Raw genomic sequence first — 25,938 nt, forward strand, 5'->3', positions numbered from 1 at the left:
CCCACAGAGGGGGCCGCAAACTCTTTGGTGAAACCGTAAAGGCGGAAAAATGGCGTCAATTACGATTGTTATTCCCTTCTACCAGAAGCAATCAGGCATTCTGCAGCGCGCATTGAGGTCGATATCTAGGCAAGTGTTTCAGGATTTCGATATCCTCGTCGTCGACGATGAATCGCCGATTACGGCGGAAAGCGAGCTTCAATCGCTTGGGGAAGAGGATCGGGCCCGAATAAGGGTGATACGTCAGGCCAATGCCGGCCCAGGCGGCGCACGCAATACCGGCCTCGACAATGTGCCAGCCTCGAGCCGCTTTGTTGCCTTCCTCGATTCCGACGATGAATGGGCGCCGCTGCATCTGAGCAACGCCTTCGAAGCGCTGACGCGCCATGATGCCGATTGTTATTGGGACTCGATCGAAGGTGGCGAGGAATTTTCCTACCATTTCGGCATCGCGGAGCTGTCCAAATCGATCGATACCACTCGTCTCTCCCAAACGCCGTCGGTTGTCGAAACTCCCGAGATCGCCAGCGTTATGTTGAAAGACTGGAGTTTTCTGCATCTCTCTTGCATGGTTATCGGTCGGCCACTGTTCGAGAAAATCCGCTTCGAAGCCGCCTTGCGGCTGGCGGCGGAGGATGTGTTGTTCTTCTGCGACTGCATCCTAGCGGCCAAACGCGTGTTGCTTTGTGAAGATACCGGGGCGCTGCGTGGCGAGGGTATGAATATCTTTCACGGCGTGGATAACGATTCACCGGAATTCTTGCACCAGCAGTTCAACACCTGGACGGCGCTTAACACGCTCGAACAGCGGTTTTTGCGCCGGCCTCAGGACGTTGCGGCCATTCGCGTTTACAAAAACCGCGCCCGCAAACAGGCGCTATGGAGCCAAGCACGACAATTACGTCGGCGGCGAATCCCCCAATTCGGGCTCCTGGCAAAATGGGCGTGGCGCGATCCCGCGATATTGCAGAGTGCGATGCAGCTTGCCGCGGGCAAGTTTGCGCCCTAGTTTTCGCACCTGCAGCAAAGCTGTCGATGCCATACAAGTCAAAAGCCAACACGTGTTCGGCTACTATCTAGATCACCAAGGAGACCTGCATGAAGCCGTTCCACTGGGAATCCACCCATGGCAATTTCGGTGACGATCTCAATCTCTGGCTCTGGGATTTTCTGCTCCCGGGCCTGCGCGACGTGCATGAAGAAACACTGCTGGTCGGTGTCGGCACCGTCCTCAATACCCTGATACTGCCGCTTGAGGGCCGCAAGCTCGTCATCGGCAGCGGCTTTGGCTATGGCTCGCTCCCCGATATGCGCGACAGGAACGAATGGGATATCCGCTGCGTGCGCGGCCCGCTGACGGCGGAAAAAGTCGGCGTTCCACAGGACATGGGCATCGTCGATCCGGCGGTGATGGTGACCGAAATGCCGGAATTCAAAAACCTGCCCAAAACCAAACGCCGTACCTTCGTACCGCATTGGGAATCGGCTGCCGCTGGGATTTGGCCGGAGATATGCAAGACCGTCGGCCTTTCCTATCTCGACCCTCGCGGCGAGGCGAAGGCCGTGATCCGCGAGATCGCGACATCCGAGCTGATCGTCGCCGAATCCATGCACGGTGCGATCTTGGCCGATGCCTTCCGCGTGCCGTGGATCGCCGTCAGCACGTCGCGAGCGATCAACAGCTTCAAGTGGAACGATTGGGCCCGCTCTCTCGGCGTTACCTATGCGCCAAAACTTATACCTGTCTCCACCCGCGCCGAAGCGATCGCCAAGGGTGCCCGGTTCTGGGGCGTCGGTTTCGAACGCGACGAGCAGGCCGTCGAAGAGCAGGAGAAACGCCGGCAGGGGGAGACGATGGTCCTTACCGACCCCGAGCAGACCCGTCTACGGGTGATGGCAAAACAGGCGCTTGCCGTACCCTCGGCGCTGGGGCTTTGGCAGGCCAGCAAGGCGAAGCCGCAATTGAGCGCCGATGCGACACTTGCCAACCGCAAACAGCGTCTTTGGGATGTTCTTGAAGGCGTGCGCCGCGACTACCTCTGACACGGCGAAGAATTATTCGGGAGCGGCCTGCAGTAGGTAGCGCAGGCCGTTCGTTCCCGAATGAGCAATCGGCGCACCGCCGCCCTTGCGAAAACGCTCCGTCTTGTCGGCAAGAATGCCGCCGGCAATGGCCGGAATAGCGGTGGGCTTACCCAACGCATAAGAGGCCGCAGCAGCCAGACCAGACTGCCCCTTGATATCCAGAAAACGCCGCAGCTCATAGCGGCCGCGAACATGTTGTTCATGGCGGCGAATGGCGGCTGCATCCGCAGGCGAAAGCCCGCCGGCCGCGAGGATCGCCCGATCGGCTTCGTAAAGACGCCGCAAATCCTCGGTGCGATGGCGACCACTCAGCGAATTGCTGCGCACGACCGCGCCATAACCGCAGCTATGGATGACTTTGTAGCGAGCAGCCTTGGCAAGCGCCCGCACATAGAGATCATAATCTTCGCCGAGACGCAGGGCCTCGTCATAGCGCAGGCCGTGAGCGTCTAAAAACGATCGTCGCATCAACGGCTTCAGGAAGCCGATCTCGCCGCGTCGGACGCCGCGCTTGGAAATATTGCCTTCGACAAAGGCGACCAGATCGAGAAAACGCGGCTTCGGATCAAAATGATCGAGCATCGTAAAAGCATCCGAGACCGTATCGGCATTGACGAAAGCGATGTTGTCGGCAACGAAATCCCAATCGTCGCCAGAGAGTAGCGGCTTGAAGCGCCCGGGGAAAAAGAAATCGTCGGCGTCGAGGATACTGATCAGAGGTGCGCGCGAAATCTCGATTGCGTGATTGCGTGCTGCGGCAGGGCCGCGATTTTTCTCGAATTCCTGAATGATGAGACGCCCGCTGCCGTCATTGGCGAGGTTGGCGGCGGCGGCGGTGCCATCTGTCGAACCATCGTCGATGACAACGACTTCAGCCACTTCGGGCTCGCGTAGTGCCGAAGCGACGGCAAGGCCAATGGTGTCGCTGGCATTCTTCGCGGCGATGATCACACAGACGTTGTTCTGGGCACTGTTAGTCACATTAGCCTCCATGGTTCTGCCGGAGACTTAGGACGGCATCGGATATCGGCAACCACACGATTGCCAAAAGATCGACCAAGCGGCGACCTTACGGATTGAAGGGTTCGGAACGGTTGAGGTTGGAGGCGTGCAAGCCGGTGACCTTGTCGTCGTCACGCATCGGCATTGCGGCCGCATCTTCATTCAATAACGCGTTTCGCGCCCTCTGTTCTTTCCAGACGAGGAAAAGCACGCCAAGAAAGTAACCGATCTGCAGCAGTACGGCGCAAATCACCGTTTCGATCAACGTGGTCGAAAGAGACTGCGTCAGGAAATAGGTCGCAATGGCAAATACGGCCAGGGCGCCGAGCATGCTGACAAAAAAACGTGGCGCATACATAACATTACCTCGCGCGCACAATTACAAAAAAAGCGGTCAAGGTCTCGCCTCCCAAAATAGACCCACAAGGCAAATATATTTAATGAATCTTTTAGATTCAACCGAGTGATGGTGGTCTGTTACGAATGAATACGACTTTACCCACCACTCGTTAAAACTAGGCCCCCGAAATATGCGCAATTGGACTTGATGTGTTTTCTCTTTCTTTGCCCTTCTCATTAAGGTTGTTCATTAAGCGCGTATATACAATTTTCATGATATTAGCCGATGCGGGCTGTTGACCCGCATTTCAAACAATTCAATCAACTTTTATTACAAAGTCCGGTCCTCGCGAACGTCAATATGTGCATCGCAATATGGTATTGCAGCGCAATATTTTTCTTGAAAAATCAAGATTGTGCATGAACGATCAAGAGTGAGCAAAGCCCTTTCCAACAAGAGCCGATGAACAAAGCGCTCTCTATAGCCTTTAACATTCTTTTACCTCACCATCCGTAACGTAAGACGCAGGTTTTTTAGCCTTCTATACAATACATTCTTTAGTATAGTTATTATATAAGAAGTACCTAAACTTATCAAATCTGCCGCATCGGCAGCAATCTCCCCCCACGAATCCGTGTCGCCATAAAAATTTGGCTTAAAAAATCATAATCGACACCTACACTCCGTCATGCACAGCGCTAACTAGGCGCCCGAGACATTCCCGACCAATTCGCCAACATGAATGGAGTCATCTCTATGAAGTCTGCGACGAGATCGGCCACATCGGCTTTTTTCAGCGCTTCGGAAAACGACGTCTTTCCGCCAACAGGTGGAATCCTAAAGAGGGCGTTCGACGTCACAACCGCTTTGACGGCGCTGATTTTCATCAGCCCCATCTTCCTTATGCTTATGCTCTTGGTGAAGCTCTCGGATCGAGGCCCAGCCTTTTACGGCCATCGCCGCATCGGACATAATGGCAAAACCTTCCGTTGCCTGAAGTTCCGTACCATGGTTGTCGACGGCGACAAGGTTCTACAGGCCTATCTGCAGGCGAACCCACGAGCAATGGAAGAATGGCGTGCAACACGCAAACTGCAGAACGACCCCCGCGTAACCCTTGTCGGCGCGGTGCTTCGCAAACTCAGCCTCGACGAGCTGCCGCAGCTTATCAACATCATTCGCGGTGAAATGAGTGTCGTCGGGCCGCGCCCTGTCGTCGAGGACGAGCTGGAACTCTACGAGACCGCCGCGATCTACTACCTCCAATCTCGTCCTGGCCTGACGGGTCTTTGGCAGGTCAGCGGTCGTAATGACGTATCCTATGCCAGCCGTGTCGCTTTCGACACGCATTACGTCAAGAACTGGTCGCTCAGCAGCGATGTGCTCATCATCGCCAAAACCATACCTGCGGTCTGCCTGTCGCGCGGCAGCTACTAAGACGAACGCAGATGCCGCAGGAGAATTCCTGCGGTTTCCCGCGCGAATGCGGGCTGCAGTCAAATAACAGGGAAGATCCTGCATGATTGAAATTCAAACTCCTCGTAAGTTTGTTGGCGTAGCCACACCTTTTCGTTGTACGGCGCTAGTTCTTCTCAGCCTGTGCATGCTGTCGGGCCGCAGCTATGCCGATAATCTTCCTGGATATCATTTGGGCGTCATGGACAAGCTGCACATTCGCGTTGCCGAATGGCAGACCGCGGAGGGCACGATCCGCGACTGGTCGACGATCTCGGGTGACTACACCGTCGGCCCCTCCGGCTCGGTTTCCGTTCCCTTCATCGGCGATATGCCGGCTGTCGGGAAGACAACGGACGAAATTGCCCAAGCAATCGGTGTTGGGCTGCAAAAACAATTCGGTCTGCGCGATCGGCCTTCGGCTTCTGTAGAGCTTTCGCAATTCCGGCCGATCTATCTCGCCGGCGAAGTTCAGAATCCGGGCCAATACCCTTTTGTACCCAATCTCACTGTCCTTAAGGCACTCAGCCTCGGTGGCGGCACGCGACGTGCTGATGCCGGCCAGCGGTTCGCACGCGATTTCATCAACGCCAAGGGCGACGCGGTCGTCCTCATGGCGGAGCGCGGACGATTGCTGATGCGCAAGCAGCGTCTGTTGGCCGAACTCGCAGGGAAAGATCAGATCGATGTCCCTCCGGAGCTGCAAAAACTGCCGCAATCGGCTGATCTGCTTGCCAGCGAAGAGGCGCTGATGAAAGCGCGTAGCGTGCGCATGTCGACGCAATTGCAGGCGCTGGCGGACCTGAAAGTACTGCTGCAAAGCGAGGTCGAGGCGCTGGGGAAGAAAACCGACACGCTAAGCCGCCAGCTCGAACTGGCCAAGGCGGACCGCGACAAAGTCGAGAGCCTGGCGGAAAAAGGATTGGAACTTGCCTCACGTAAGATCTCGGCCGAACAGCGCGCCTCCGACGTGGAGACCAATCTCTTGGATACCGACACGGCATCGCTGAACGCCAAGCAGAGCATCAGCAAGGCCGATCAGGACGAGGCCACGCTGCGCAACGATTGGCAAAATTCGCTTGCCCAGGACATGCAGGATACCGATACCCAATTGGAAACCCTGCAGCTCAAGCTTTCCACGAGCCAGTCGTTGATGCAGGAAGCGGTCGCGCAGTCTGCCGATGCCAGCAATATTGATCCCGGCGGTCAGGACGTCAAAGTCGCCTATACCATCGTGCGCGATGACAACGGCCAGCCGAAAGAAATTCAGGCGGACGAGAATACCCAGGTTATGCCCGGTGACCTCATCAAGGTCAGCGCCGCTTTGGCCATGCGATAAGGGGGGTCGATGCAGATCGCCAAATCGACCTTTATTCGTCCAGGCAGCAACAGCACCTATGGCATGGTGGCTGTTGCACTCTCTTTCTTCGTCTTCGCATACTCTTCCCGCTTCGGGCAGCCTTCGATCATCGCCTACTACGCCCTCTGGTTTCCATTGGTGCTGATGGACTATCGCAGCGTGCTCGGTAGCTACCAAAAGCAGCTCTGGCTCTTCGCCTTCGGTGTTTTTACTTGCCTTTCGATCTTCTGGTCGGCAGTGCCCTCAGTGACGGCGCGCGCCGCAATCCAGTATATCACGCACATCGTCTGTGCACTGATCGCCATGCGCACGCTTGATATCCGTACGCTTACCCGCGGCGGGATTGCCGGTGCGGGCATTGTGCTGATCTATTCGATCCTCTTTGGCTACACCGCTTATGATCCGCTCGACGGCACTTATAGCTTCGTCGGTGCTTTCGCTTCGAAGAATCAGCTCGGCTTCTACGCCTCGCTCGGCATCTATTTCGCTTTCGCCGCCGTCTTCATCCTCGGCGAGCGCCGCATCTGGATGGTTGGGGCAGGCATTGCCGGTCTGCTGTCCACCTATTGTCTGCTCGCCTCGCAATCGGCGACATCGGTATTGACAACGGGGGTGGTCGTCGCGCTCGGCATCGGCATGCGCGCCGCCCTGTTCCTGTCGCCGAGGCAGCGGAAGAGGCTGTTTGTCGTCCTGACCATAACCGGTCTCGCGGTCGCTGTCGCCGGTGTCAATCTCGGCGGCGTCGGCGCCGTGCTCGGTGCATTCGGCAAGGACGCGACGCTGACGGGTCGTACCTATCTATGGCAACAAGGCATCGAAACCGCCGCGCAGCATCCCTTCTTTGGCGTCGGTTACCAGGCCTATTGGGTACAAGGTTTTTCCGAGCCGGAGCGCTTGTGGGAAGAATTCTTCATCGAATCCCGCGCCGGCTTCCATTTCCACAACACCTTCATCGAGGCGACCGTCGAGACCGGCCTGATCGGCGTCTCCCTGCTTGTCGCGATCCTGCTCACCGCCGTCATAGGCCATCTCAGGCGGTTTCTGGGCGATATCAGAAACGATGAATCCTATATCCTCTTGGGCGTGGCGGCACTCCTTATGATCCGTGCCTTCGTCGAGATCGACATTCTCAATCCCTACCACGTCGGCTCGTTCCTGTTCTATTTCACGGCGGGCAAGCTGGCGATGAAGACCCGCGCGAAACGGCTTGTTCCGCTCGCTCCCGACGATCGACTGGAGTTTGCGCCGCCGGTGAGCTGGGAGCAGCAGATCAGCAGATGAAAACTCTCTATGGCATTCAATACCTGCGCGGCTTTGCCGCTCTCGCGGTAGTCCTGTTCCACGCCGCAGAGCGCACCGACGACCATTTCCTCGTCGGGGCGGCCGGCGTCGACGTCTTTTTCGTCATCAGCGGCTTTATCATGTGGACGATGAGCGAGCGCCGGCCGGTGACGCCGTTGCGCTTCCTGCTCGATCGTTTGCAGCGCATCGCGCCGTCCTACTGGATCGTCACCGCCATCATGATTGCGGGCGCACTCGCCGGCCTGTTTCCGAATATGAAGCTGACGGTTGGCCACACCCTCGGTTCGCTGTTTTTCATCCCCGTCCGCTCGCCGAGCAGCGGCTCGATCTGGCCGGTCCTCGTGCAGGGATGGACGTTGGATTTCGAGATGTTCTTCTACGTCATCTTTGCCGCGACTCTGTTGCTGCCGCGTCGCCTGCAGCTTGCCAGCATGGCCGGCATCTTTCTTGCCTTCGTCATTGCCGGCAACATCTTCAATCCGCAATCGTCATTGCTTCTCACCTTTACGCGGCCGATCATCCTCGAATTCGTCGCCGGTGCGATCCTTGGGCGGCTGTGGCTAACGGGCAAAACACCGGGCGCCGGCCTCGGCCTTGCTCTGGTCGTCTTCGCGCTGCTGGGTTTTACAGCCATCCAGCTTTACGGCCTCGCCTTCAACGAACTGACCTGCGGCCCACTTGCCGTGGCACTGGTGTTTGGCGTGGTGTCGCTGGAGCGCAGTGGCAAGCTTGTGAATATTCCGCTGCTCACCTATCTCGGCAACAGCTCCTATTCCATTTATCTCTGGCATACGTTGGCGATCTCGGTGGTTACGAAACTGGTGGCATCCACGCAGATGCCGTCCGACGTCGCGACGTTCATCGCCGTCATTACGGGCACATTGCTGGGCGTCTGCGCCTACGAAGCGGTCGAAAAGCCGCTCCGCAACCTATTGAAAAACTTGAGCTGGCAGAGGTCACGCCCATCACCGGCGTGAGGGATACTCAGATCTTCGTTTCGATCTGATGTCGTATATCGTCCGCCAAGGGGTGCAGATCCTCCGATGTCGAAGGGCCGACAAGGCTGTAGCCCATGCCGTCGCTTGCCCAGGTGACGCCGGTCGTCGTGCCCTCGGAATGTTCGGCCATCGGCTTGTTCTGGTCCACGAGCATCGGTCGGGTGAGCAGAACCAGTCGCGTGCCATGGTCATTGTCATACATCAGCATCAATCCTGGCCCGTGCGCTGTTGCGGTCACACGCCCGCCCATCAGGCGATATCCAGAGGCGGAAAGATCGGGAAGCATGACAGGGCGCTGTAGCCGCTCCGATGCCCAGGCGACCAGCTTGGCGCTGTCGTCTGCACGCAGTTCGACCGGGCGAACACTGTCGGAGGCGTAGGCGCCATAGGTGTTGGCCGCTTCCCGCTCCAAGGCAAGAACGCCTTCGTTCGCCGGCAACGACAGTCCATGCAGCCACCAGCCACTACCGCCGCCGAGAACAAACAACGCGGCCGCTGCCGCCGCCATCCACCAGGAAGCCCCGGGTGCTCTATTCCGCCGGGCCTCGACCAAATGCGCAAGATTGAGCCCTGTCGGGACGGGCTCGTCAGCAATCGGATCGAAAGCGTCGCGCAGTTTCAGCCGTTGCGTTTGGTAACTTTCCACACGGGCGGCCACGTCGGCATGGCTTTCCAGATAGGTCGCGACTTCCGCCCGTCGCGCCGCGTCCAGCGCGTCGTCGACATAGGCGTGGAGATCGTCCTCGGTAATCGGCTGCATGGTCATTTTATTCTCCGCAGATGTGAGTCCGGCCGGGCGGCTGCGCCTTCTCCTTCCAGCAAATGTCGCAACCGTTCGCGGGCTCGCGCCAGCCGCGACATCACGGTGCCGATAGGTATGCTCAGCACTTCGGCCGCCTGGGCATAGGACAGATCCTCGACCGATACCAGCAGCAGAACGCTGCGCTGCTCTTCCGGCAGAAGCGCCAAGGCTGCAACGATGTCTCGCCGTATCAACGCATCCTCTTGCGCCGGGGGCCGGGACAACATGGCCTCTTCGGCATCCTCCAGCGGGACGTGTACGCCCCGCCGTGCCGACTGGCGCAATCGGTTGATGGCAAGATTGTGCAGAATGGCAAAAACCCAGGTGCGCGGGTCTCCGTCTCGACGGCGCTGGTGCCAATGGCTGATCACCCGTTCCAGGCAATCCTGCACCAGATCATCCGCACCCGTCGCATCATGCAACAGCGCCCGCGCATAACGGCGCAATGCGGGAATCAGCGGCTCGACAAGGCGGAGAATGTCATTCATGCGCGTCAGACCTTCTGGCCAATCCGAGAAGTGGACATCGCCCGCCATCCTATATCACAGGAGATGGCGGGCGGATCACTCAATGCTTCTGGCTCAATGTTTCTGGACTTGAACGATCGCTCCCGGCTGGCCATCCGCACCCATGGATGCGATCACCAGATAACGCCGCTCGGCCTTCGCGTCATTCTGGACGATCTGACGGATCGGCCCGACGGCATTGACGATCGCCGAACCCGCCGGATTCGTCATGAAGGAAGAGAGCGGTTCCAACGTGCCGCTGCCGTCGGCATGCGAAGCGAGTGCCAGAACGAAAGGCTTCTTCGGCTCAAGGCCGGTCACTGATGCCTGCAGGACCTGAGACAGCCCCTGATCGAACAGCGTGACACTCGTCGGCACCTTGTCGCCTTCGGTCTTGCCCTTGGCGACCATCTGCAAATGAGCGGACTGGCCGGCGACGCCGAGAGGCTGCAGATTCTGGGTGCCGTCGCCATCGGGAACTGCATTCGGTACATAGGCGACCGCCTGCGGCGCCTGGCCGATCGGGATGGTCGCGATAACCTTGTTGGTCAGCGTGTCGATAGCAGCAAAGGCGTCGGCATTTTCAAGACCGACATAGACCCGGGCGCCGTCGCCCGAGGGCCAGACGCCATGCGGCAGATTGCCGACCGGAATGGTTGCGACCTGCTCGAAATTGTCCGTGCGGAAGACCTTCACCTCGTTAAGACCGCCAACGGTCACATAGGCAAACGTGCCATTGGCGTTGTGTACGATGTTGACGTGGTTGGTGATCGGACCGGTATCCAGTGTCTTGATGGCGTCGAACGGCGCTTGCGCGTTGAACACCTGGGTCTTGCCGGTGTCCTTCAGCGTGAACCAGACCTGCTTGCCGTCAGGCGTGGCGGCGATGTTCGGGCAGAAGGGGCTTTCCTGCTTCACATGACCGACAATCTGGTGATCGGCGACAGAGACCACCACCGTATCCGGATTGAAGGACGAGCAGATGTAACCGTATTTGCCGTCGGGCGAGAAGATCTGCATGCCGGGACCGGACGGCACCTTGATCTGCAGCTTTTCCTGATAGGTCTGGGCATCGATGACCGAAATGTAGTCTTCGCCGCGAACCGTCACCCAGACTTCATTGCCATCGGGCGTAAAGAAGGCCTCATGCGGCGAGCGACCGACATAGGTCGTGTGCTTGACCGTGTTTGTCGCCGTGTCGATGAAGGTCACCGAATTCGAGCCGATAGAGACGACGGCGAGTGTCTTGTGGTCCGGCGAGAAGCCCATGCCATGCACCAGAACCTGGCCCTTATAGAGCGGGCTCAGATTGCCGGGCTGGGGATCGCCGAGCTTGATAACACCGAGCAGCTTGTTGTCGACTGGATCGGTAACCGACACGGTGTTGGAGAACTGTTCTGCCGCATAGACGCGATCCTTATGGCTGACCGCGATATCCGGGTCGGCGGCGGCGCCCGGCGCCTGGCCGGCAAAGCTTGCGACAGGCGCGAACATCGTACCGGCGAGGAGGCCTAGGGCGAGGAGGGTGCGTTTCATGATCGGGTCCTTTTCAATTGCCCATTTTCATATTCATCATGGACATGCCCGATGAATTCTGACCGGAGGAGATGGAAGGGGTATTTGTGCCAGCCTGCGTCGGCGCGGCCGTCGAGGGTGGTAGGGGATCGCCGAGGGCGAGCCGCATGGCAGCGATTTCCTGCTGCTGATCGACAATGATTTCTTGCGCGATGCGCTTCAACTGCTCGTTCGTGCCGTAACGCAGATAGGCCTGAGCCATGTCGATGGCGCCCTGATGATGCGGGATCATCATCTCGACGAAGTCGCGGTCGACATTCCCGGTCGGCTTGACCGCCATGTCGTTCATCATCTTCGTCATCGCCGCATCGTTTTCAGTGAGATAGGGCACCTCCGCCTGAATGGCTGGCGATGCAGGTGCCTGTGATGGGGGTGTATCCTGCGCGAACGCCAAGGTGGCGGACGAGAGCGCTACGGCAGTGAGCGCAGAGATGACGGCTATATGCCGGATAGGACGGGGTTTGCTCATGTCTTGCCTCCTGAAAGGGTTGCCGATCGGCTTCATGGAGGTAGACAAACGTCACCGCGATTTATTCCCCGGCGCGGAAATTATTTCTTGAGGGGCTTGGAGCGCAGATATTCATCGGCGCGGCTCGTTCGCTTTATGTGGCATGGTCAGCGTGTCTTTTCGACAGCCGCTTCCAATCTTCGTCGTGCCTCAGCCTTTACATCTGCCATAGACGCGTGCGCGCTTGGGCCGCTGGCCAAGCCTTCATTCACGAGGTCTCGCAATTCCTCTGTCGTGTAACCAAGCAAATCGCGCTGTTCCTTCCATTCACGGACTGAAGCCATCGTGTCTCCTGCCATGAAAGCGGATGGTATGCTTTTAGCATGCCATCCGTGAGAGACTATTGTCGAATACCTTTAGAGACGCCGCCGCCGCAACTGATCGAAATAGACAATGACGATGATGAGTACGCCGGTGATGATGCGCTGCCAGAAGGAATTCACGTTCAGCAGATTGGCTCCGTTGTTGATGGTGGCGAGGATGAAGGCGCCGATCAGCGGGCCGTAGACGGAGCCGACTGCACCGAAAAGGCTGGTGCCGCCGATGACCGAGGAGGCGATGGCCTGCAATTCCCAGCCATCCGCCTGCGTTGCATTACCGATGGCGATGCGGGAGGCGAGCAGAACGCCGACGAAAGCGGCGCAGGTTCCCGACAGAATATAGGCGAGGTAGATCATCCAGGTGACGTTAACGCCGGAGAGACGCGCGGCTTCACGGTTCGAACCGACGGCGAAGAGATAGCGGCCCCAGCGGCTGAGATGCAGGAAGATGAAAGCCGGTATCGCCACCAGGATGACCATCCAGAACAGGCTCGGGATCCCTAGGAAATCGGAGACGGCGAAATTGGTGAAATCGTCATTGACGATATTGATCGTCGCGCCGTTCGTGATGAGCAAGCCAATACCACGCAAGGATGTCAGCGTCGCCAGCGTGATGATGAAGGGCGGCAGGCCCATACGCACGATGCCGAAGGCGTGGAATGCGCCGATCAGCACGCCGAAGGCCAACGTAATGAGAATAGCTGCCGAGACCGGAAATCCGGCCTGCAGCAGCCAGGCGATAATCACAGTACAGAAGCCGACGATGGCGCCGACGGACAGATCAATGCCCGCCGTGATGATGACGAAGGTCTGGCCGAGGGCCAGGATCGCCGTCATCGAGCCCTGGCGCATCAGGTTGGTGATGTTGAGCGGCGTCCAGAACTTGTCGGTCCAGAAGCCCAGGACGATCCAAAGAGCAAGCAGGAGAAGGATCAGCGTCAAGCTGAAGAGGATGTTCATCTTGCGCCGCGGTGCGACGGTGGGGCCCTCTGTTGTATTCACGGCCATTGTTCTTCTCCCAATTTCTATTCTTATCTTATTTGTCTTTGTCGTTCAGACGCCGATTGCCTCGCCGAGGACTTCCTCATGTGTGGCGGCGTGAAAATCATGGCTGGCGACGAGCTGGCCGCGGCGGAAGACATGGAGCCGGTCGGCGAGCTCGTAAACTTCCGGCAGATAGGACGAAATGACGATGATGCCCGCGCCATCCCGCAACAGCTTGGCAAACAACCGGTAGATTTCGGCCTTGGTACCGACATCGACGCCGACCGTCGGCTCATCGAAAATGAAGAGCTTGGCTCCGTAGCTCAGCCATTTGCCGATGACGACCTTCTGCTGGTTGCCGCCCGACATCGCCGAAACAAGGACGCGCCGGCTCGGCGTCTTGATGCTGAGATCGCGGATCTGTTTGTCAGCATTGGCCGCTTCACCGCTGCGATTGATAACCGGCCCCTGGCTCAGCCGCTTGAACACCGGCAGATTGATGTTAAGCCCGATCGGCAGGTTGAGGCATAGACCCTGGTCGCGGCGGCTCTCTGGCGCCAATGCAATGCCAAGCTCCATTGCATCACGCTCGCTGCGGATATCGACCTTGCGGCCCTGCCAATAGATTTCGCCAGCCGAGAGCGGCTGACGGCCGTAAAGCCCAAGTGCGAACTCGCTGCGCCCTGCGCCGATCAGCCCGTAGAGACCGACGATTTCACCGGCTTTGACGCTCAGCGAGACGTTTTCGAAGCCGGGGCCGGAGAGGCCGCGGGTTTCCAGGATGGTGTCGCCGATCGGAATCTCTTCCTTGTGATAGATCTGCTCGATCGAACGGTTGATCATCAGCTTGATCAACTCGTCTTCGTTGGTCTCACTCACCTCGCGCGTGCCGACATGGGTGCCGTCGCGCAACACCGACACGCGGTTCGCCAGTTCAAAGACCTCTTCCATGCGGTGGCTAATATAGACGATAGTGACGCCTTCGCTCTGCAGACGGCGAATGAGCTTGAACAGCTGCGCCGATTCCTTGCGGGTGAGGTAGGCTGTCGGTTCGTCGAAGATCAGGAACTGCGTGCCGCGCATCGCGGCGCGGGCGGTGGCCACAAGCTGCTGCTGGCCAATGGTCAGTGAGCTCAGCAGCGCGCCGGCCGGCAGACCAAAGCCGAGGTCGTCGAGCACGGTCTGCCCCAGCTTCTCCATCTGCTTCTTGCGCATCAGCCCGAAGCGATTGACCTCATCGCCAAGAAAAAGATTGGCCGCGACGGACAGGTGCGGGCAGAGCACGACCTCCTGATGCACGGCGTTGATGCCCCTGGCGATCGCCTCGTTCGGATTGGCAAGCGCGACCGGATGGCCGCACCAATATATCTCGCCTGCCGTCCTGGTTATGACGCCTGTCAGGAGCTTGATGAGGGTCGATTTACCGGCGCCGTTTTCGCCGACAATGGCGTGGATTTCGCCCGCAAGGAACGTGATCGACGCCGGCTTCAGCGCTTCGACATAGCCATAGAGCTTCTGCAGTCCCCTAAGCTCGAGGATGGGCGAACCCGTCGGAATACGGTTTGCTTCCGTCCGCACCGTGTCATCGTGCCGATGACTGATCTCTTCGAGGTTCGTCATTGGGTCTTCTCCCTTCGCCGACCATTCGCTCGGTTTGCCTTCACGCAGACAGAGCCGGAATGAAAACAGGCCGCACCCGGTTTTCCAGGCGCGGCCTCAACTCGTTACTTGACCTTCGGATTGATCAGGGCGTTGATTTTCGGATCACTCATGTTGGCCTTGGTCACCAGGTTTGCGCCTGTGTCGACGTTAGCCTCGACCTTTTCCTTTTTGGAGGCGGCAAGTGCGGTCTTGATGCCGTCATAGCCCATGCGATAGGGATCCTGAACGACGAGGCCGGCGAGAACGCCAGACTTCAGGAAGCCGACAGTCTTGTCGTCATTATCGAAGCCGATGACCTTGATCTTGTCGCCGAGCTTGTTTTCGGCAATCGCCTGGCCGACACCTTGCGCCATGATGAGATTCGAGGCGAAGACGCCGACGAGCTTCGGATTGGCGGTGATCAGGTCCGTCATGATGTTGAGGCCGGTAGTGGCCTGACCGTCGGCATATTTATCGGCAACGACCTTGAGACCAGGATATTTGCTCTTGACCTCGTCCAGGAAGCCCTGGCGGCGCTGGTCGAGCGAGCCGACGCCCGGCAGGCTGGTGATGATGGCGACTTCGCCTTCTTCCTTGCCAGTCATGCCCTTGATCGCCGCGGCAAGACCGTCAGCGGCGATGCGGCCGCCGGCTGTGTTGTCGGTCGTCAGGAACGATACGAAGGCTTTGGAATCTGCGGCCGAGTCGATGCCGACCACCGGCACGGACTTGGCGGCTTCATCCACGGGCTTGCCGAGCGCTTTGCGTTCGGTCGGCGCAATCACGACGGCGGCCGGTTTGCCGGCGACGGCGTTTTCGAGAATGCTGATCTGGCCGTTGATGTCGGATTCCGATTGAGCGCCGAGTTCCGGAACCTTGACGCCAAGATCCTTGCCCGCCTGGCGGGCGCCGGCGAGAACGATCTGCCAATAGAACGACGTCGTGTCCTTGACGATGATCGGAATGGTCACATCAGCAGCGAAGGACTGCACCGGCATGGCGACTGCGATGATGGCCGCGCCGGCAAGACCGGCAAAAGTGCGGCGGGACAGAAGGGATTTGGCGATGTTCATTGATTTCTCCTCTCAACGCGCTCTGCTCCTGCACACCGGCCGTTGAACGCTTGCGGCTCGGTATCGTGAGCACCTGATGGGCTCACGCATCGCGGAGCGGCACGGAACCACCCCCGCCAAAACAGGCTTTCCTCCTCTTCGAAGCCGCCTCTCGCGACGGCCCGATAGCTCCTTATCTCTCTTTCAAACCCGAACCGCCTCGTCTCCAAACGGTGGCGCAACCAGTGTCAATCCTTCGAATTCCGCATAAAGGCTGGCCGGAAGCTCAGGCTCCACAAGCTGCATATTGCGGATGAGGCTTGCCGCTTTCGCCGTCCCGATCAGCACAGAAGCCACGGACGGGTGGCGAAGCGGAAACTGAATTGCCGGCGCGGCAAGGGGCAGGCCATGGCGGCGGGCGATATCCTCCATCGCCCCGACCTTCGCCAGAATATCCGCTGTCGCCGGAACATAGTCGAAATGCGCGCCGGGCACAGGACCGGTCGCGAGAATGCCGGAATTGAAGACGCCACCCACGACAAGCGACGTGCCTTTTTTCTCGCAAAGCGGCAGCAGCTCGGCCAGGGCCGAACGGTCGAGCAGGGTATAGCGGCCAGCCAGCAGGATGCAGTCGATATCGGCTTCACGCATGACGTCGAGGCACACGGGGACTTCGTTGACGCCGAGGCCGTAGGCCTTGATCGCGCCCGACGACTTCAGCTCATCCAATGCCTTCAGTCCGGAACCAAGGAGTTGGCCGAGGTAGTGTTCATTCAGCGCCTTGCCGTGCGTATAACCGCCGATATCGTGAACATAGAGAATGTCGATACGGTTGAGGCCGAGGCGGGCATAGCTGAACTCCACCGACCGCATGATGCCGTCATAGGAATAGTCGTAATCCGCATCGAAGGGCAGGGGATCGACATAGCCGTAGTTCGGCACCTTGTCGCTCGGAACAGGCCGCATCAATCGCCCGACCTTGGTTGACAGAATATAGCTGTCTTCCGGTTGATCGCGCAGGAAATCGCCGACGCGGCGTTCACCAAGACCGAAGCCATACCAAGGCGCAACATCGAAATAGCGGATGCCGCTATCCCACGCCGCTTGCAGGGTTCCCATGGCCTGGTCGCGAGGGCAGGCGCGGTAAAGACCGCCGAGCGCTGCGGCCCCGAAACTGATTTCGGTGACCTCGAGGTTCGTCCTGCCGATTCTTCTCCTCTTCATCACCTCTCCCTTGTGATGATTGGTCGATCGGTTCCGCCGTACTTGGCTCATCGGCGAGCCGGGCACGGCGGCATGACATGCACTGTTTATCTAGAGCGTCGCTCCGAGATGCCAGGGCACAAACTCGTTATCGCCGTAGCCGAAGGCTTCGCTTTTCGTCTTCTTGCCAGATGCGATCTCGATGATCAGTTCGAAGATCTCACGGCCCTTGCCCGATATCGTTGCCTCACCGGTCGCAATGGTACCGCAATCGATGTCCATGTCTTCTTCCATGGATTGGTAAAGCGCCGAATTGCTCGACAGCTTGAACGACGGCGCCGGACGTGAGCCGAAACAGCTGCCGCGGCCGGTCGTAAAGGCGATCATGTTCGCACCACCTGCCACCTGACCCGTCGCGGAGACCGGATCATAGCCGGGCGTGTCCATAAAGACGAGCCCGTGGTCCGTTACCCGTTCGGCGTAGCTGTAGACGGCGGTCAACGGCGACCGTCCGCCTTTGGCGACCGCGCCCAGCGATTTCTCCAGAATGGTCGTCAACCCGCCACGCTTGTTGCCGGGCGAAGGATTATTGTCCAGTGACGCGCCGTGCAGGGCAACGTACTTTTCCCACCACTCGATTTTTGCATCGAGCTTGGCGGCAACCGCGTCATTGATCGCACGGCTGCGCAGCAAATGTTCGGCGCCATAGATTTCCGAGGTCTCGGACAGGATCGCCGTGCCGCCGGCCGCCGCCAGCAGGTCGGCGGCAGCCCCCAGCGCCGGATTGGCGGTGATGCCGGAAAAACCGTCCGAGCCGCCGCATTGCAGGCCGATGACGATTTCGCTGATCGAGATCGGTTGGCGACGCGCCTGCCCGACTTCCTCGGCGATCTCCTTTAGCACACCCATGGCAAGGGCTACGGCGCGGCGTGAGCCGCCGGCATCCTGGATATTGAAATGCCGCTTGCTGGCGCCCGCGCCGCTCTGGCCATAAAGCGTGAGCTGGTTGACTTCGCAGCCGAGTCCGATCATCAGCACGCCACCGAAATTGACGTGACGCGTATAACCGGCAAGCGTGCGGTGCAATGTCTGCATGCCGTCGCCGGTCGAGCTCATGCCGCAGCCCTGGTCATGAACGATCGGTACGAAACCGTCGATTCCGTCGTAATGCGGCAGGAGCGTACGGTTTGCCTCTTCCGCAATGGCGCGGCAAACCGTGGTGGAACAGTTCACGCTGGCGATGATACCGATATAGTTACGCGTCGCGGCACGGCCGTCGGCGCGGCGATATCCCATGAACGTTCGAGCCTTGTCGGCCTCTGTCGCCGCTTCCGGCGCCGTATTGGCGGTCGCCGCCAGACGATCATTTTCGAAGTGCAGGTTATGGCTGTGGACGTGATCGCCGGGCTTTACCTCGGCTGTCGTGCGGCCAATGGCCTGGCCGTATTTCACGACAGGCATGCCGATGGCGATGTCGCGAATCGCGAATTTATGACCGGGATCGATCTTGTCTCTTGTCAAAACACCGTCGACGACTGTGGTACCCGCCGCAATCGCCGCCGTCGCCACCGCGACATTGTCGCCTTCCGACAGAAGGATCCAAGGTTGGCTGTTCAATGTCCTCTCCCTGAACGATCTTGCTTTTCAGCGTTCGCCAGACAGGCCATCGCCGATTGATTTTGTTTTTTATCTACAATAAACATTTTAGTGTCAACGAGGAAATCGCTGGTCGCTCTGGGAGGAGGTCGGCGCGAAAGGCGTGGACGCGATCACCATGCAATCGGCAGTATTTCCGAATTTGACTGCCATTCGCGCATGGTTCAGAGATCGCCGCCGACGCGGAGCTGCGGACTATAAGCGAGGGGGAAAATGGCGAGACAAAACACGCTCTTCAAGGATGCGTACAATCGCTACGTGGCCGGTCTGAAGCCCGACGCTGCCTTGCCGACCGAGCCTGAAATCGCCGCCGAGCTCGGCATCAGCCGCAGCACGGCGCGCGCCATTCTCCTGCGTCTAAGTGACGCTGGCATCATCCGCTGGAACAAGCGGGAAAAGATCGTGCTGCGCCAGCCGACCGAAGCCGATTTCTTTCCGGAGGAAGAAACCAATTCGCTGCACGACATCATCGAGCGTAGCTTCATGCTGCGGATCCTCTCCGACGAAGCGCAGCCCGGCATGCAGATCAACGAGCTGGAATTGGCGCGCGAAATCGGCACGGGGACCTCGGTGGTGCGCGAATTCCTCATCCGTTTCAGCCGTTTCGGCTTGATCGAAAAGCGGCCGAACAGCCATTGGATCTTGAAGGGCTTTACCAGCGAGTTTGCTCTGGAACTTGCCGAGGTGCGCGAAATGTTCGAGCTGCACTCGGCCACGGAGTTCGGGCGCCTGCCGGCCGAGCATCCTGCCTGGACCGCTCTGGCGGCCATCAAGCAGGCACATTACGACCTGCAGGATGATTTCGATAAGCGCTATCGTGATTTTTCGCAGCTCGACGAGCGCTTCCACCTTCTCATTCACCGTGCCTCGAACAATCGCTTCATCGCCGATTTCTACGATGCGATCGCGATCGTCTTCCACTATCATTATCAGTGGAACAAGGCTTTTGCCCGCGAGCGCAATTCCCGCGCCATCGTTGAGCATCTCGACTATATCGAAGCGTTGCAGTCCCGCGATCCGGCGCGGATCGACAGGGCCTGCCGCACGCATTTGGCCTCAGCGCGACAGACGCTGCTGCAATCCATTCCGCAGAATACGAGCGAGGTTGTCAATTCAAACGCTCAGAACATCCGAGCCTAAAACATATTTCGCCAGCGCCGCGTTTAAACGGCACCGGCGAAAGCTTGCTGACACCGAGATCGGTTTTATCTCACGAATTCCCTGATCTTATAGGCGACTTCCGTCCGGTTCGTCGCATTCAGTTTCTTCATGATGTTGCGGATGTGTACTTTGACCGTGCTCTCGCAAAGGTCCATTTCATAGGCAATGATCTTATTTGCCTTGCCGCGCCGAAGAGCTTCGGCGACGACGACTTCACGCGGCGTAAACAGACTGTCGGCACAACGGGTTCCGCTGGTCACGGAGGCGATGACCTCCTTGGCTGCCAGAATGCTACTTGCCGGCACGAATACGCCGCCTGCACGTGCGAGAGCCACGGCCTCCGCGGCGACATTGATCCCGACGCTGGTCGGAATGTAACCGCGAGCGCCGCATTCCAGCGCCTTGAGAAGTTGCGCGAGCTCGTCGCTTTCGGCCCCGACGATGACGGGGCTAGCCTTGAACCTCTCCGCGAGGGCGGAGATTTTATCGCTGACGTCTGCATCCGAAACCTTGCGTCCGCCGATCATGAAAAGAATCGCGGATGGTTCGCTTTGCGTACGGCGCTTCTGCCATTCCTCGAATGACCCGACGGTGACGATATTCATGTTCTCGTCATATTCCGTCAGGCTCCGGGACAGGCATTCCCTGTCCAGGGCGCGTGCATCGATTAGCAGAAGATAGTCCTCGCATTCGTCGGTGCTGGCCGCGCTTGCCGCGGTGAAAGCCCGCAATGAATCCGATGCTCGGACTGAAATAAGACGGGTTGCAGTTTCTGTTCCAAATTTCTCATTCGCTAAAGACTGTCTGTCCATGGCCGTTACTCCTTACTCCACACTTGGCCTCTATTCTTTCGAATTCATGAGAATAGGTAATATTTCAAAGTAACTGAATATATACGCTGAACCAAACCGACGGAATTCGCTTTGATGCATAGCATTACCCCTGTTTTCGATTTGAAATTTACCTGATTACAAAATCGATATTCGCTGATTCTGTTTATGTCGACATTAACATATGTTAATAAGATCTAAAAATCTTCGCCTCACGATTGTTTTCGACTTGAAACAACGCGAGTGCGCTCGCGTCACTTCTTAGATCATATGCGGCATGAAATAGGTCTCATCGAAATCGACGAGTTCTGTGAGCTTGTGACGGTCCAGAAATTCGACGATGCCATTCCGGAATGACAGGAGCCCGCCCACTCGCATGTCTCTCAGAACACGGTTGATATGCACCGTCGACAGACCGACGGCATCGCCGATATCGGCTTGCGTCAACGGGCACTCGAAACCGTCGAAGTTCGGCCGCAGCCGTGACGGACCAAGCCTGGTAGCCAGTTCGAGCAGCAGGTGACCGGTACGCTCCAGCGCGTCGCGTCGGCCGATGTTGGCAAGCCGCTCGGACATGCGCGCCTGCCGCCGCATCATCTCGGTGAGCACGAGGCGATAGAGGCGTGGAGAAACGTCCATGCTCGTATGGGAGGTGAAATCCGGGAACTCCATGACGGTGACCTGGGAGAGAGCCTGTACCGTCTCGCGTGCCAATTCCACTGAAGGTGTGGAGATCATGTCACCGCGGAGCGCAAATTCGATGACGATGCGCGTACCGTTCGGCAGCACCTTGCTGGAAACAGCCCATCCGCTGACAAGAAAAAGAAGACGCGGTGTATCGTCCTCATAATCGTAGATGGTTTCACCGGGAGCATATGTGCGCGGAATACCGCCCGTCAGCTCCGACTTTTGACGGTAAACATCAGAACTCAAGGCCTGAAGACGCCCTGTGGAAACCTGCGTGATCATACAATGCCCCCGAACCGCATACCATATCGGGAAGGTTCCGACTAACCTGTCCCTGAAGGTATATCACGTTACGTATGGCAAGTATATAGCACGCAACTTTCGGCCTGGCTCGTAATCTATATTGCTTATGTGAATTCTCTTCAAATTCACGTAGCGATTAATTTGCTCGTCATATGCTTAAAACGTCCAATTTCGATCATTATACCTGGTAATTACTCCCGGTTTTCTTTGTATTAATTCGGAGTCGCCGCGCGATGATCATTTCGTATTACTGGTGATATCCCAGCGACAATATTCTGATCCCTCCGGGTGAGATTCCGACGCATATCGGCGATTCCGGCTTCGGCCTCCGACATAATCATCCGATGGCGGAACGATTCGATTCCTTCCGAATCAGCCGCTCTCAATAATCTGGCAATATCGGACGGAGACGTCCCGCCGCCATTGAGGAAATAGGTTTGCCGGCCGACGGAGCGGAAGAAGCCCTCGACCTTCTTGTCCCAGCCAAGGCCGACATGCGGAATCCCAAGGGAATAGGCTGCGATACAGGCATGCAGCCTATGGGCAAGGATGACATCCGTCGACAGAAGTATCCGAATGAGCTCTTCCGGCAAACATGGACGCGGGGCAAGTTGGAGTGCGCCGGTTGTCGCGAGATGTTGCATCGAAGGCTCATCCCATATTCGTTTGGCAAAGGCTTGGTCCTCGCTGGCGCCGTTGCAAAACAAACGGACGCGGTATCCATCCTGGACCAACAGTCGAATCAGATCCCGATATTCTGCGATGTCCCTCAGCGGGATGGCCGAGGCCTTCTGGCTCGCATGCCGTTGCAGAATGACGGGCTCCGTGACGCAAAGGCCGACAGTTGGCTGATGTCTCGAGGACGGCGAACTGCGGGCATCGCTGACCAGCGCTCGGGTCAGCAATCCCGGATCGTGAACAATCTTCGCTTCCGGCCCTTGAGGAAAATGTTGACGCCAACTGTCTAGGGCGAAGCTGTCGCGCACGGAGAGGTGGACGAGATTGGTCCGCTTCAGCCGGCCAAAAAGGCGTGCCGCCGGCGCGGACCAATGCCCGCTGACGCCGACCGCATAGATCGCCAGTGGCCTATTATGTCGCCGGACACAATCAAGCACGGTACCGACTTTCATTGGAAAATTCAGATCGTCATCCTGAAAGAGATTGCCGCCACCAATCACCACTGCATCCGCCGTCGCAATCTTGGCATCCCATTGGCTGCGCAATTTCCGAAGCGCGCGCCCCAGGACATAGCCCACCGCCCAACGCCGAGCGAAAGCGGGCAGACGATGCAACACCTTCAACGCCTGTTGACGCCGACCGTTTCCGCCCATGCCGAAACCTTCGCGACCAGCGAGATCGATCGTCTCCACCTCGATATGGCCGGCTCCGTTGGCCAAGCCGGCCTCAACACATTGTGCCAGGAGTCCGTCTCCAAGATTCTGGCTGTATTTGACATTGAAAACGACAATCTTCACTGCAATCTCCCCACAACACCGATCTGCTGGATGCGCGGCGCCGGCGCGTCTGTCACGCGGACCCGAGATGGGGCGGTAAGGGCGGCGACGCTGCCTGCAAGAATGTAGAACATCAATCCGAGGTCATAGACCGTGCCCGAGGTGGCCGCGGACACCAGCACCGTGATGATGCCGGCCTTGGCGGCGCGGGCAACGGCCGCGGCCTGCCGATCCGGCAGGTACCTGGGTCGCGTATCGGCTTTCAGGATCAGCACCACGAAAAGCGCAAAGATCAGAGCACCAAGGACGCCGAGATTGGACAGCAGCACGAGGCCGAAGCTCGATGCGCGCGCGCTGCCCAATCCGGCGCCGAAGCCGTTCGTGTCCACAAATGTCTGATAGGCCATCGCGTTCCACATGAAGCGCTCACGCCCCGACTGGCTGTCGGCTTTCGAAAACAGCATCTCGTCGAGAAAGTCGTGCAGGCCGTTGGAAAGATCAGGCATGGCGATCAGGACAAAAAGGATCACAAGCGGCATCGCGGCCAAGATGGCAACGATCATGACGGGGCGCCCTGCGCCTGGTTCGTGGCGTGAAGCCATGAAAGATTGCAGGCAAAGAACCGGCAATACCAATCCGAGACCGACGAGAGCGGTCGCCGAAGTCGAGAGGATCAGAGCCACGAGCAGCAGCGCCGCAATAATGCCGGTGGCGCGGGACCGGACGCCGCTGAGCCACAGGCTCGCCGTCATCGCGAAGAGCACAAGCGTAAAATCGGCAAAGGCCGAAGCCTCCGGAAATGTCCCGGAGATCCGCTTCAATCCGCCTTTCTCGGCATTCGTCAGCAGCGCGTAGTTGGCAGTGCGCACGAAACCGAGAAGGAATTCGGTGTGGCTAAAATAAGTAATGATATCGGCAAGGGCGAAACCGAGATTGACGCTGGCGACCACCAGCATGCCGTTGATCAAATTGGTAGGGGTGCCGCCTTTGCGAATGAAGGCGGAAGTGGCTGCAAAGCAGACGAGGCCGCCGACGGCGTAGACGGTCTGAGTGATATTGTTCGACGAGAACTTTAATGGCACCAGCGAAATGAAGTTGCGCCCGCCAACCGTCCGCTCGACCGTCATCGTCTGCGTCATGCCTTGAAAGAGGCGCGGGAAAAAGATGGCTGTCGTCAGGCCGAAGACGGTCAGCACCAGAAGGCAGAAGCCAGGACCTGGCGGCGCCAGGGACGCGAAGATTGGACCTTCACCGTAGGCCAGAAACAATCGTATGAAAAAAAACAGCAGAAAGAGGCTCGGCACCAGAACCGATGCGCCACCAAGGCCGGGCACGCTGAAGGCTGCAGCGGCACCGAACACCGTGCACAGAATCATGACGGTAAACGACCACCGAACGGGCGCAGCCAGCATTGCCATGCCGACGACAAACGTTACTAACCCCATGAAATTCATATGCCGTCCGCTCCGAAATATCGTCTATTTCACTGAGGAAAAAAACTATCACGGTGCGGGTTGGCTTGTATTTCCGCCATGCCTAAGCCCTTTGGGGTACCGCATAAACCGAAATGGGTTCTGTACCGGATAGGCGCCGCCGCGTTAGCGTCAGAGTATGGATCAGATATCGTTCAAACATATGCGACCATGGTCGATCGGCCGCCGCGGTTTTCTCCGCGCCGGCCTTGGCGCGACACTTGCGTTGCTTGGCAGTGGCGTGGCCGCGCAAGCGGGCGACACGGGAGACGAGCTCGACATCAGCAAGATGACGCTGACTTTCGAGGATAATTTCGACAGTCTCAGTGTCTCCCCCTGGGGGCCGGGTACCCGCTGGATCGCGCACACGCCCTGGAACGGTGATTTCGGCGGCGCGCGCTTTACCGACCCCAAGGGCGATTTCCCCTTCAAGACGGAAGACGGCATGTTGCGCATCACGGCGGCGCGCGACAGTAAGGGTGAGTGGCGCTCCGGTCTGCTTGCTTCTGTCGACGCGAAAGGCGACGGCTTTTCGCAGCAATACGGCTATTTCGAAATGCGCGCCCGGTTGCCGGACGGTCCGGGCGTATGGCCGGCATTCTGGCTGATTGGCAAGGACCGCTCGAAATCCACCGCCGAAATCGACGTTCTGGAATATTATGGCGACAAGCCGGGCGCCTATTCCGCCACCGTGCACGTCTGGCACCGCGGCGGCAAACATGATTCCGATTATTCCCGCATCAATGTTTTCGGCGATTCGAGCCCAACAGACCTGCATACCTACGGCGTAAAGATCGATACCGATTTCATCCGTATGTATTTCGACGGCAAGTTCGTCTGGAAGACCAAGGTCCTACCGGAACATCGCCAGCCGATGTACATTCTTGTGAATCTCGGCATCGTCGATAGCATCACCAAAATGGTGGCTCCGGATCCTTCCTTCATGTTTGTCGACTATGTCAGGGCCTATCAGTTCAAGTAGGCATCCTGCGTTGATGCCTTCTCCCTGCAGCGATATCCCATAGCCTGCACTTCTCAACCAGCGCGGAATCGCAAGCTTCTCCCCTCCTGGGGAGGGCTATTTTTCGTGCGTCATGCGTCTGGCTTCCATCACCCGTAATGCTTTTGGCCAGCCCGCGATTACCTCGGCGGTCTCCTCCGACGAAATGTCTACGTCGGCTAAGGCTTAAGACTTTCGTTGAGGACGGCAGTCATCCCAATGATCAACTGGTGATTTTCCGA

Annotated in this window: 23 protein-coding genes; 8 read left to right on the plus strand and 15 right to left on the minus strand. The window is 58.2% G+C overall.

All coding sequences use genetic code 11. The features are described from left to right. Positions 1–49: 49 nt before the first annotated feature. On the plus strand, positions 50–1,009 hold the full coding sequence (locus tag CCGE525_RS29465) for a glycosyltransferase family 2 protein (RefSeq protein WP_120707765.1): 960 nt from the start codon (positions 50–52) through the stop codon (positions 1,007–1,009). An 89-nt stretch (positions 1,010–1,098) separates the two neighbouring features. Beyond that, positions 1,099–2,043 (plus strand): polysaccharide pyruvyl transferase family protein, encoded by a 945-nt coding sequence (locus tag CCGE525_RS29470; RefSeq protein WP_120707766.1) that lies wholly within the window; start codon positions 1,099–1,101, stop codon positions 2,041–2,043. A 12-nt stretch (positions 2,044–2,055) separates the two neighbouring features. Here CCGE525_RS29470 and CCGE525_RS29475 read toward each other — a convergent pair whose 3' ends face one another. Further along, positions 2,056–3,066: a glycosyltransferase family 2 protein gene (locus CCGE525_RS29475; protein WP_120708694.1), complete on the minus strand. Its 1,011-nt coding sequence runs from the start codon at positions 3,064–3,066 to the stop codon at positions 2,056–2,058. Positions 3,067–3,154: 88 nt separating this feature from the next. After that, positions 3,155–3,445: an exopolysaccharide production repressor protein gene (locus CCGE525_RS29480; RefSeq protein WP_120707767.1), complete on the minus strand. Its 291-nt coding sequence runs from the start codon at positions 3,443–3,445 to the stop codon at positions 3,155–3,157. 738 nt (positions 3,446–4,183) lie between these two features. Here CCGE525_RS29480 and CCGE525_RS29485 point away from each other — a divergent pair. From CCGE525_RS29485 to CCGE525_RS29500, 4 genes are all read left to right on the plus strand, one after another. Beyond that, positions 4,184–4,864, plus strand: a complete 681-nt coding sequence (locus tag CCGE525_RS29485; RefSeq protein ID WP_120707768.1) for a sugar transferase — start codon at positions 4,184–4,186, stop codon at positions 4,862–4,864. Between the two features lie 82 nt (positions 4,865–4,946). Continuing rightward, positions 4,947–6,221: a polysaccharide biosynthesis/export family protein gene (locus CCGE525_RS29490; RefSeq protein WP_120707769.1), complete on the plus strand. Its 1,275-nt coding sequence runs from the start codon at positions 4,947–4,949 to the stop codon at positions 6,219–6,221. A 9-nt stretch (positions 6,222–6,230) separates the two neighbouring features. Beyond that, positions 6,231–7,523, plus strand: coding sequence for an O-antigen ligase family protein (locus tag CCGE525_RS29495; protein WP_120707770.1), 1,293 nt, complete (start codon positions 6,231–6,233; stop codon positions 7,521–7,523). Further along, entirely contained in the window at positions 7,520–8,521 is a 1,002-nt protein-coding gene (locus CCGE525_RS29500) for an acyltransferase family protein (protein WP_120707771.1), read from the plus strand. Before CCGE525_RS29495 ends, CCGE525_RS29500 begins: the two co-directional genes overlap by 4 nt. 7 nt (positions 8,522–8,528) lie before the next feature. Here CCGE525_RS29500 and CCGE525_RS29505 read toward each other — a convergent pair whose 3' ends face one another. The 9 genes from CCGE525_RS29505 to CCGE525_RS29550 form a co-directional block, all read right to left on the minus strand. Beyond that, the gene (locus CCGE525_RS29505) at positions 8,529–9,308 is read right to left on the minus strand and encodes an anti-sigma factor family protein (RefSeq protein ID WP_120707772.1); all 780 of its coding nucleotides are present in this window, start codon (positions 9,306–9,308) and stop codon (positions 8,529–8,531) included. Next, positions 9,305–9,832: a sigma-70 family RNA polymerase sigma factor gene (locus CCGE525_RS29510; protein ID WP_120708695.1), complete on the minus strand. Its 528-nt coding sequence runs from the start codon at positions 9,830–9,832 to the stop codon at positions 9,305–9,307. Before CCGE525_RS29510 ends, CCGE525_RS29505 begins: the two co-directional genes overlap by 4 nt. Before the next feature lie 93 nt (positions 9,833–9,925). After that, entirely contained in the window at positions 9,926–11,386 is a 1,461-nt protein-coding gene (locus CCGE525_RS29515; RefSeq protein ID WP_120707773.1) for a YncE family protein, read from the minus strand. Positions 11,387–11,399: 13 nt separating this feature from the next. Next, entirely contained in the window at positions 11,400–11,894 is a 495-nt protein-coding gene (locus CCGE525_RS29520; RefSeq protein ID WP_120708696.1) for a DUF305 domain-containing protein, read from the minus strand. 395 nt (positions 11,895–12,289) lie between these two features. Continuing rightward, positions 12,290–13,261: an ABC transporter permease gene (locus CCGE525_RS29530; RefSeq protein ID WP_120707774.1), complete on the minus strand. Its 972-nt coding sequence runs from the start codon at positions 13,259–13,261 to the stop codon at positions 12,290–12,292. Positions 13,262–13,306: 45 nt separating this feature from the next. Next, on the minus strand, positions 13,307–14,857 hold the full coding sequence (locus CCGE525_RS29535; RefSeq protein ID WP_120707775.1) for a sugar ABC transporter ATP-binding protein: 1,551 nt from the start codon (positions 14,855–14,857) through the stop codon (positions 13,307–13,309). Positions 14,858–14,961: 104 nt separating this feature from the next. Further along, positions 14,962–15,951 (minus strand): ABC transporter substrate-binding protein, encoded by a 990-nt coding sequence (locus CCGE525_RS29540; protein ID WP_120707776.1) that lies wholly within the window; start codon positions 15,949–15,951, stop codon positions 14,962–14,964. Positions 15,952–16,134: 183 nt separating this feature from the next. Continuing rightward, positions 16,135–17,154, minus strand: a complete 1,020-nt coding sequence (locus tag CCGE525_RS29545) for an aldo/keto reductase (protein WP_120707777.1) — start codon at positions 17,152–17,154, stop codon at positions 16,135–16,137. 90 nt (positions 17,155–17,244) lie between these two features. Beyond that, on the minus strand, positions 17,245–18,750 hold the full coding sequence (locus CCGE525_RS29550) for a UxaA family hydrolase (protein ID WP_120707778.1): 1,506 nt from the start codon (positions 18,748–18,750) through the stop codon (positions 17,245–17,247). Between the two features lie 252 nt (positions 18,751–19,002). Here CCGE525_RS29550 and CCGE525_RS29555 point away from each other — a divergent pair, with 252 nt between their 5' ends. After that, positions 19,003–19,929, plus strand: a complete 927-nt coding sequence (locus tag CCGE525_RS29555; RefSeq protein WP_120707779.1) for a GntR family transcriptional regulator — start codon at positions 19,003–19,005, stop codon at positions 19,927–19,929. 65 nt (positions 19,930–19,994) lie between these two features. Here the strand turns inward: CCGE525_RS29555 and CCGE525_RS29560 are convergent, their stop codons facing one another. The 4 genes from CCGE525_RS29560 to CCGE525_RS29575 all read right to left on the minus strand — a co-directional run bounded on the left by CCGE525_RS29560 (position 19,995) and on the right by CCGE525_RS29575 (position 24,669). Further along, positions 19,995–20,762, minus strand: coding sequence for a response regulator transcription factor (locus CCGE525_RS29560; RefSeq protein WP_120707780.1), 768 nt, complete (start codon positions 20,760–20,762; stop codon positions 19,995–19,997). 279 nt (positions 20,763–21,041) lie between these two features. After that, complete coding sequence (locus tag CCGE525_RS29565) at positions 21,042–21,713, minus strand: Crp/Fnr family transcriptional regulator (protein WP_162950343.1); 672 nt, start codon at positions 21,711–21,713, stop codon at positions 21,042–21,044. A gap of 269 nt (positions 21,714–21,982) precedes the next feature. Further along, positions 21,983–23,245 (minus strand): polysaccharide pyruvyl transferase family protein, encoded by a 1,263-nt coding sequence (locus CCGE525_RS29570; protein ID WP_162950344.1) that lies wholly within the window; start codon positions 23,243–23,245, stop codon positions 21,983–21,985. Further along, a complete protein-coding gene (locus CCGE525_RS29575; RefSeq protein WP_205587489.1) occupies positions 23,242–24,669 on the minus strand; it encodes an O-antigen ligase family protein in 1,428 nt (475 codons plus the stop codon). Before CCGE525_RS29575 ends, CCGE525_RS29570 begins: the two co-directional genes overlap by 4 nt. A gap of 166 nt (positions 24,670–24,835) precedes the next feature. Between CCGE525_RS29575 and CCGE525_RS29580 the strand changes: the two genes are divergently transcribed. Beyond that, positions 24,836–25,678 (plus strand): glycoside hydrolase family 16 protein, encoded by an 843-nt coding sequence (locus CCGE525_RS29580; RefSeq protein WP_245472205.1) that lies wholly within the window; start codon positions 24,836–24,838, stop codon positions 25,676–25,678. Positions 25,679–25,938 lie beyond the last annotated feature (260 nt).

It is taken from the genome of Rhizobium jaguaris, from assembly GCF_003627755.1.
Classification (GTDB): Bacteria; Pseudomonadota; Alphaproteobacteria; order Rhizobiales; family Rhizobiaceae; genus Rhizobium; species Rhizobium jaguaris.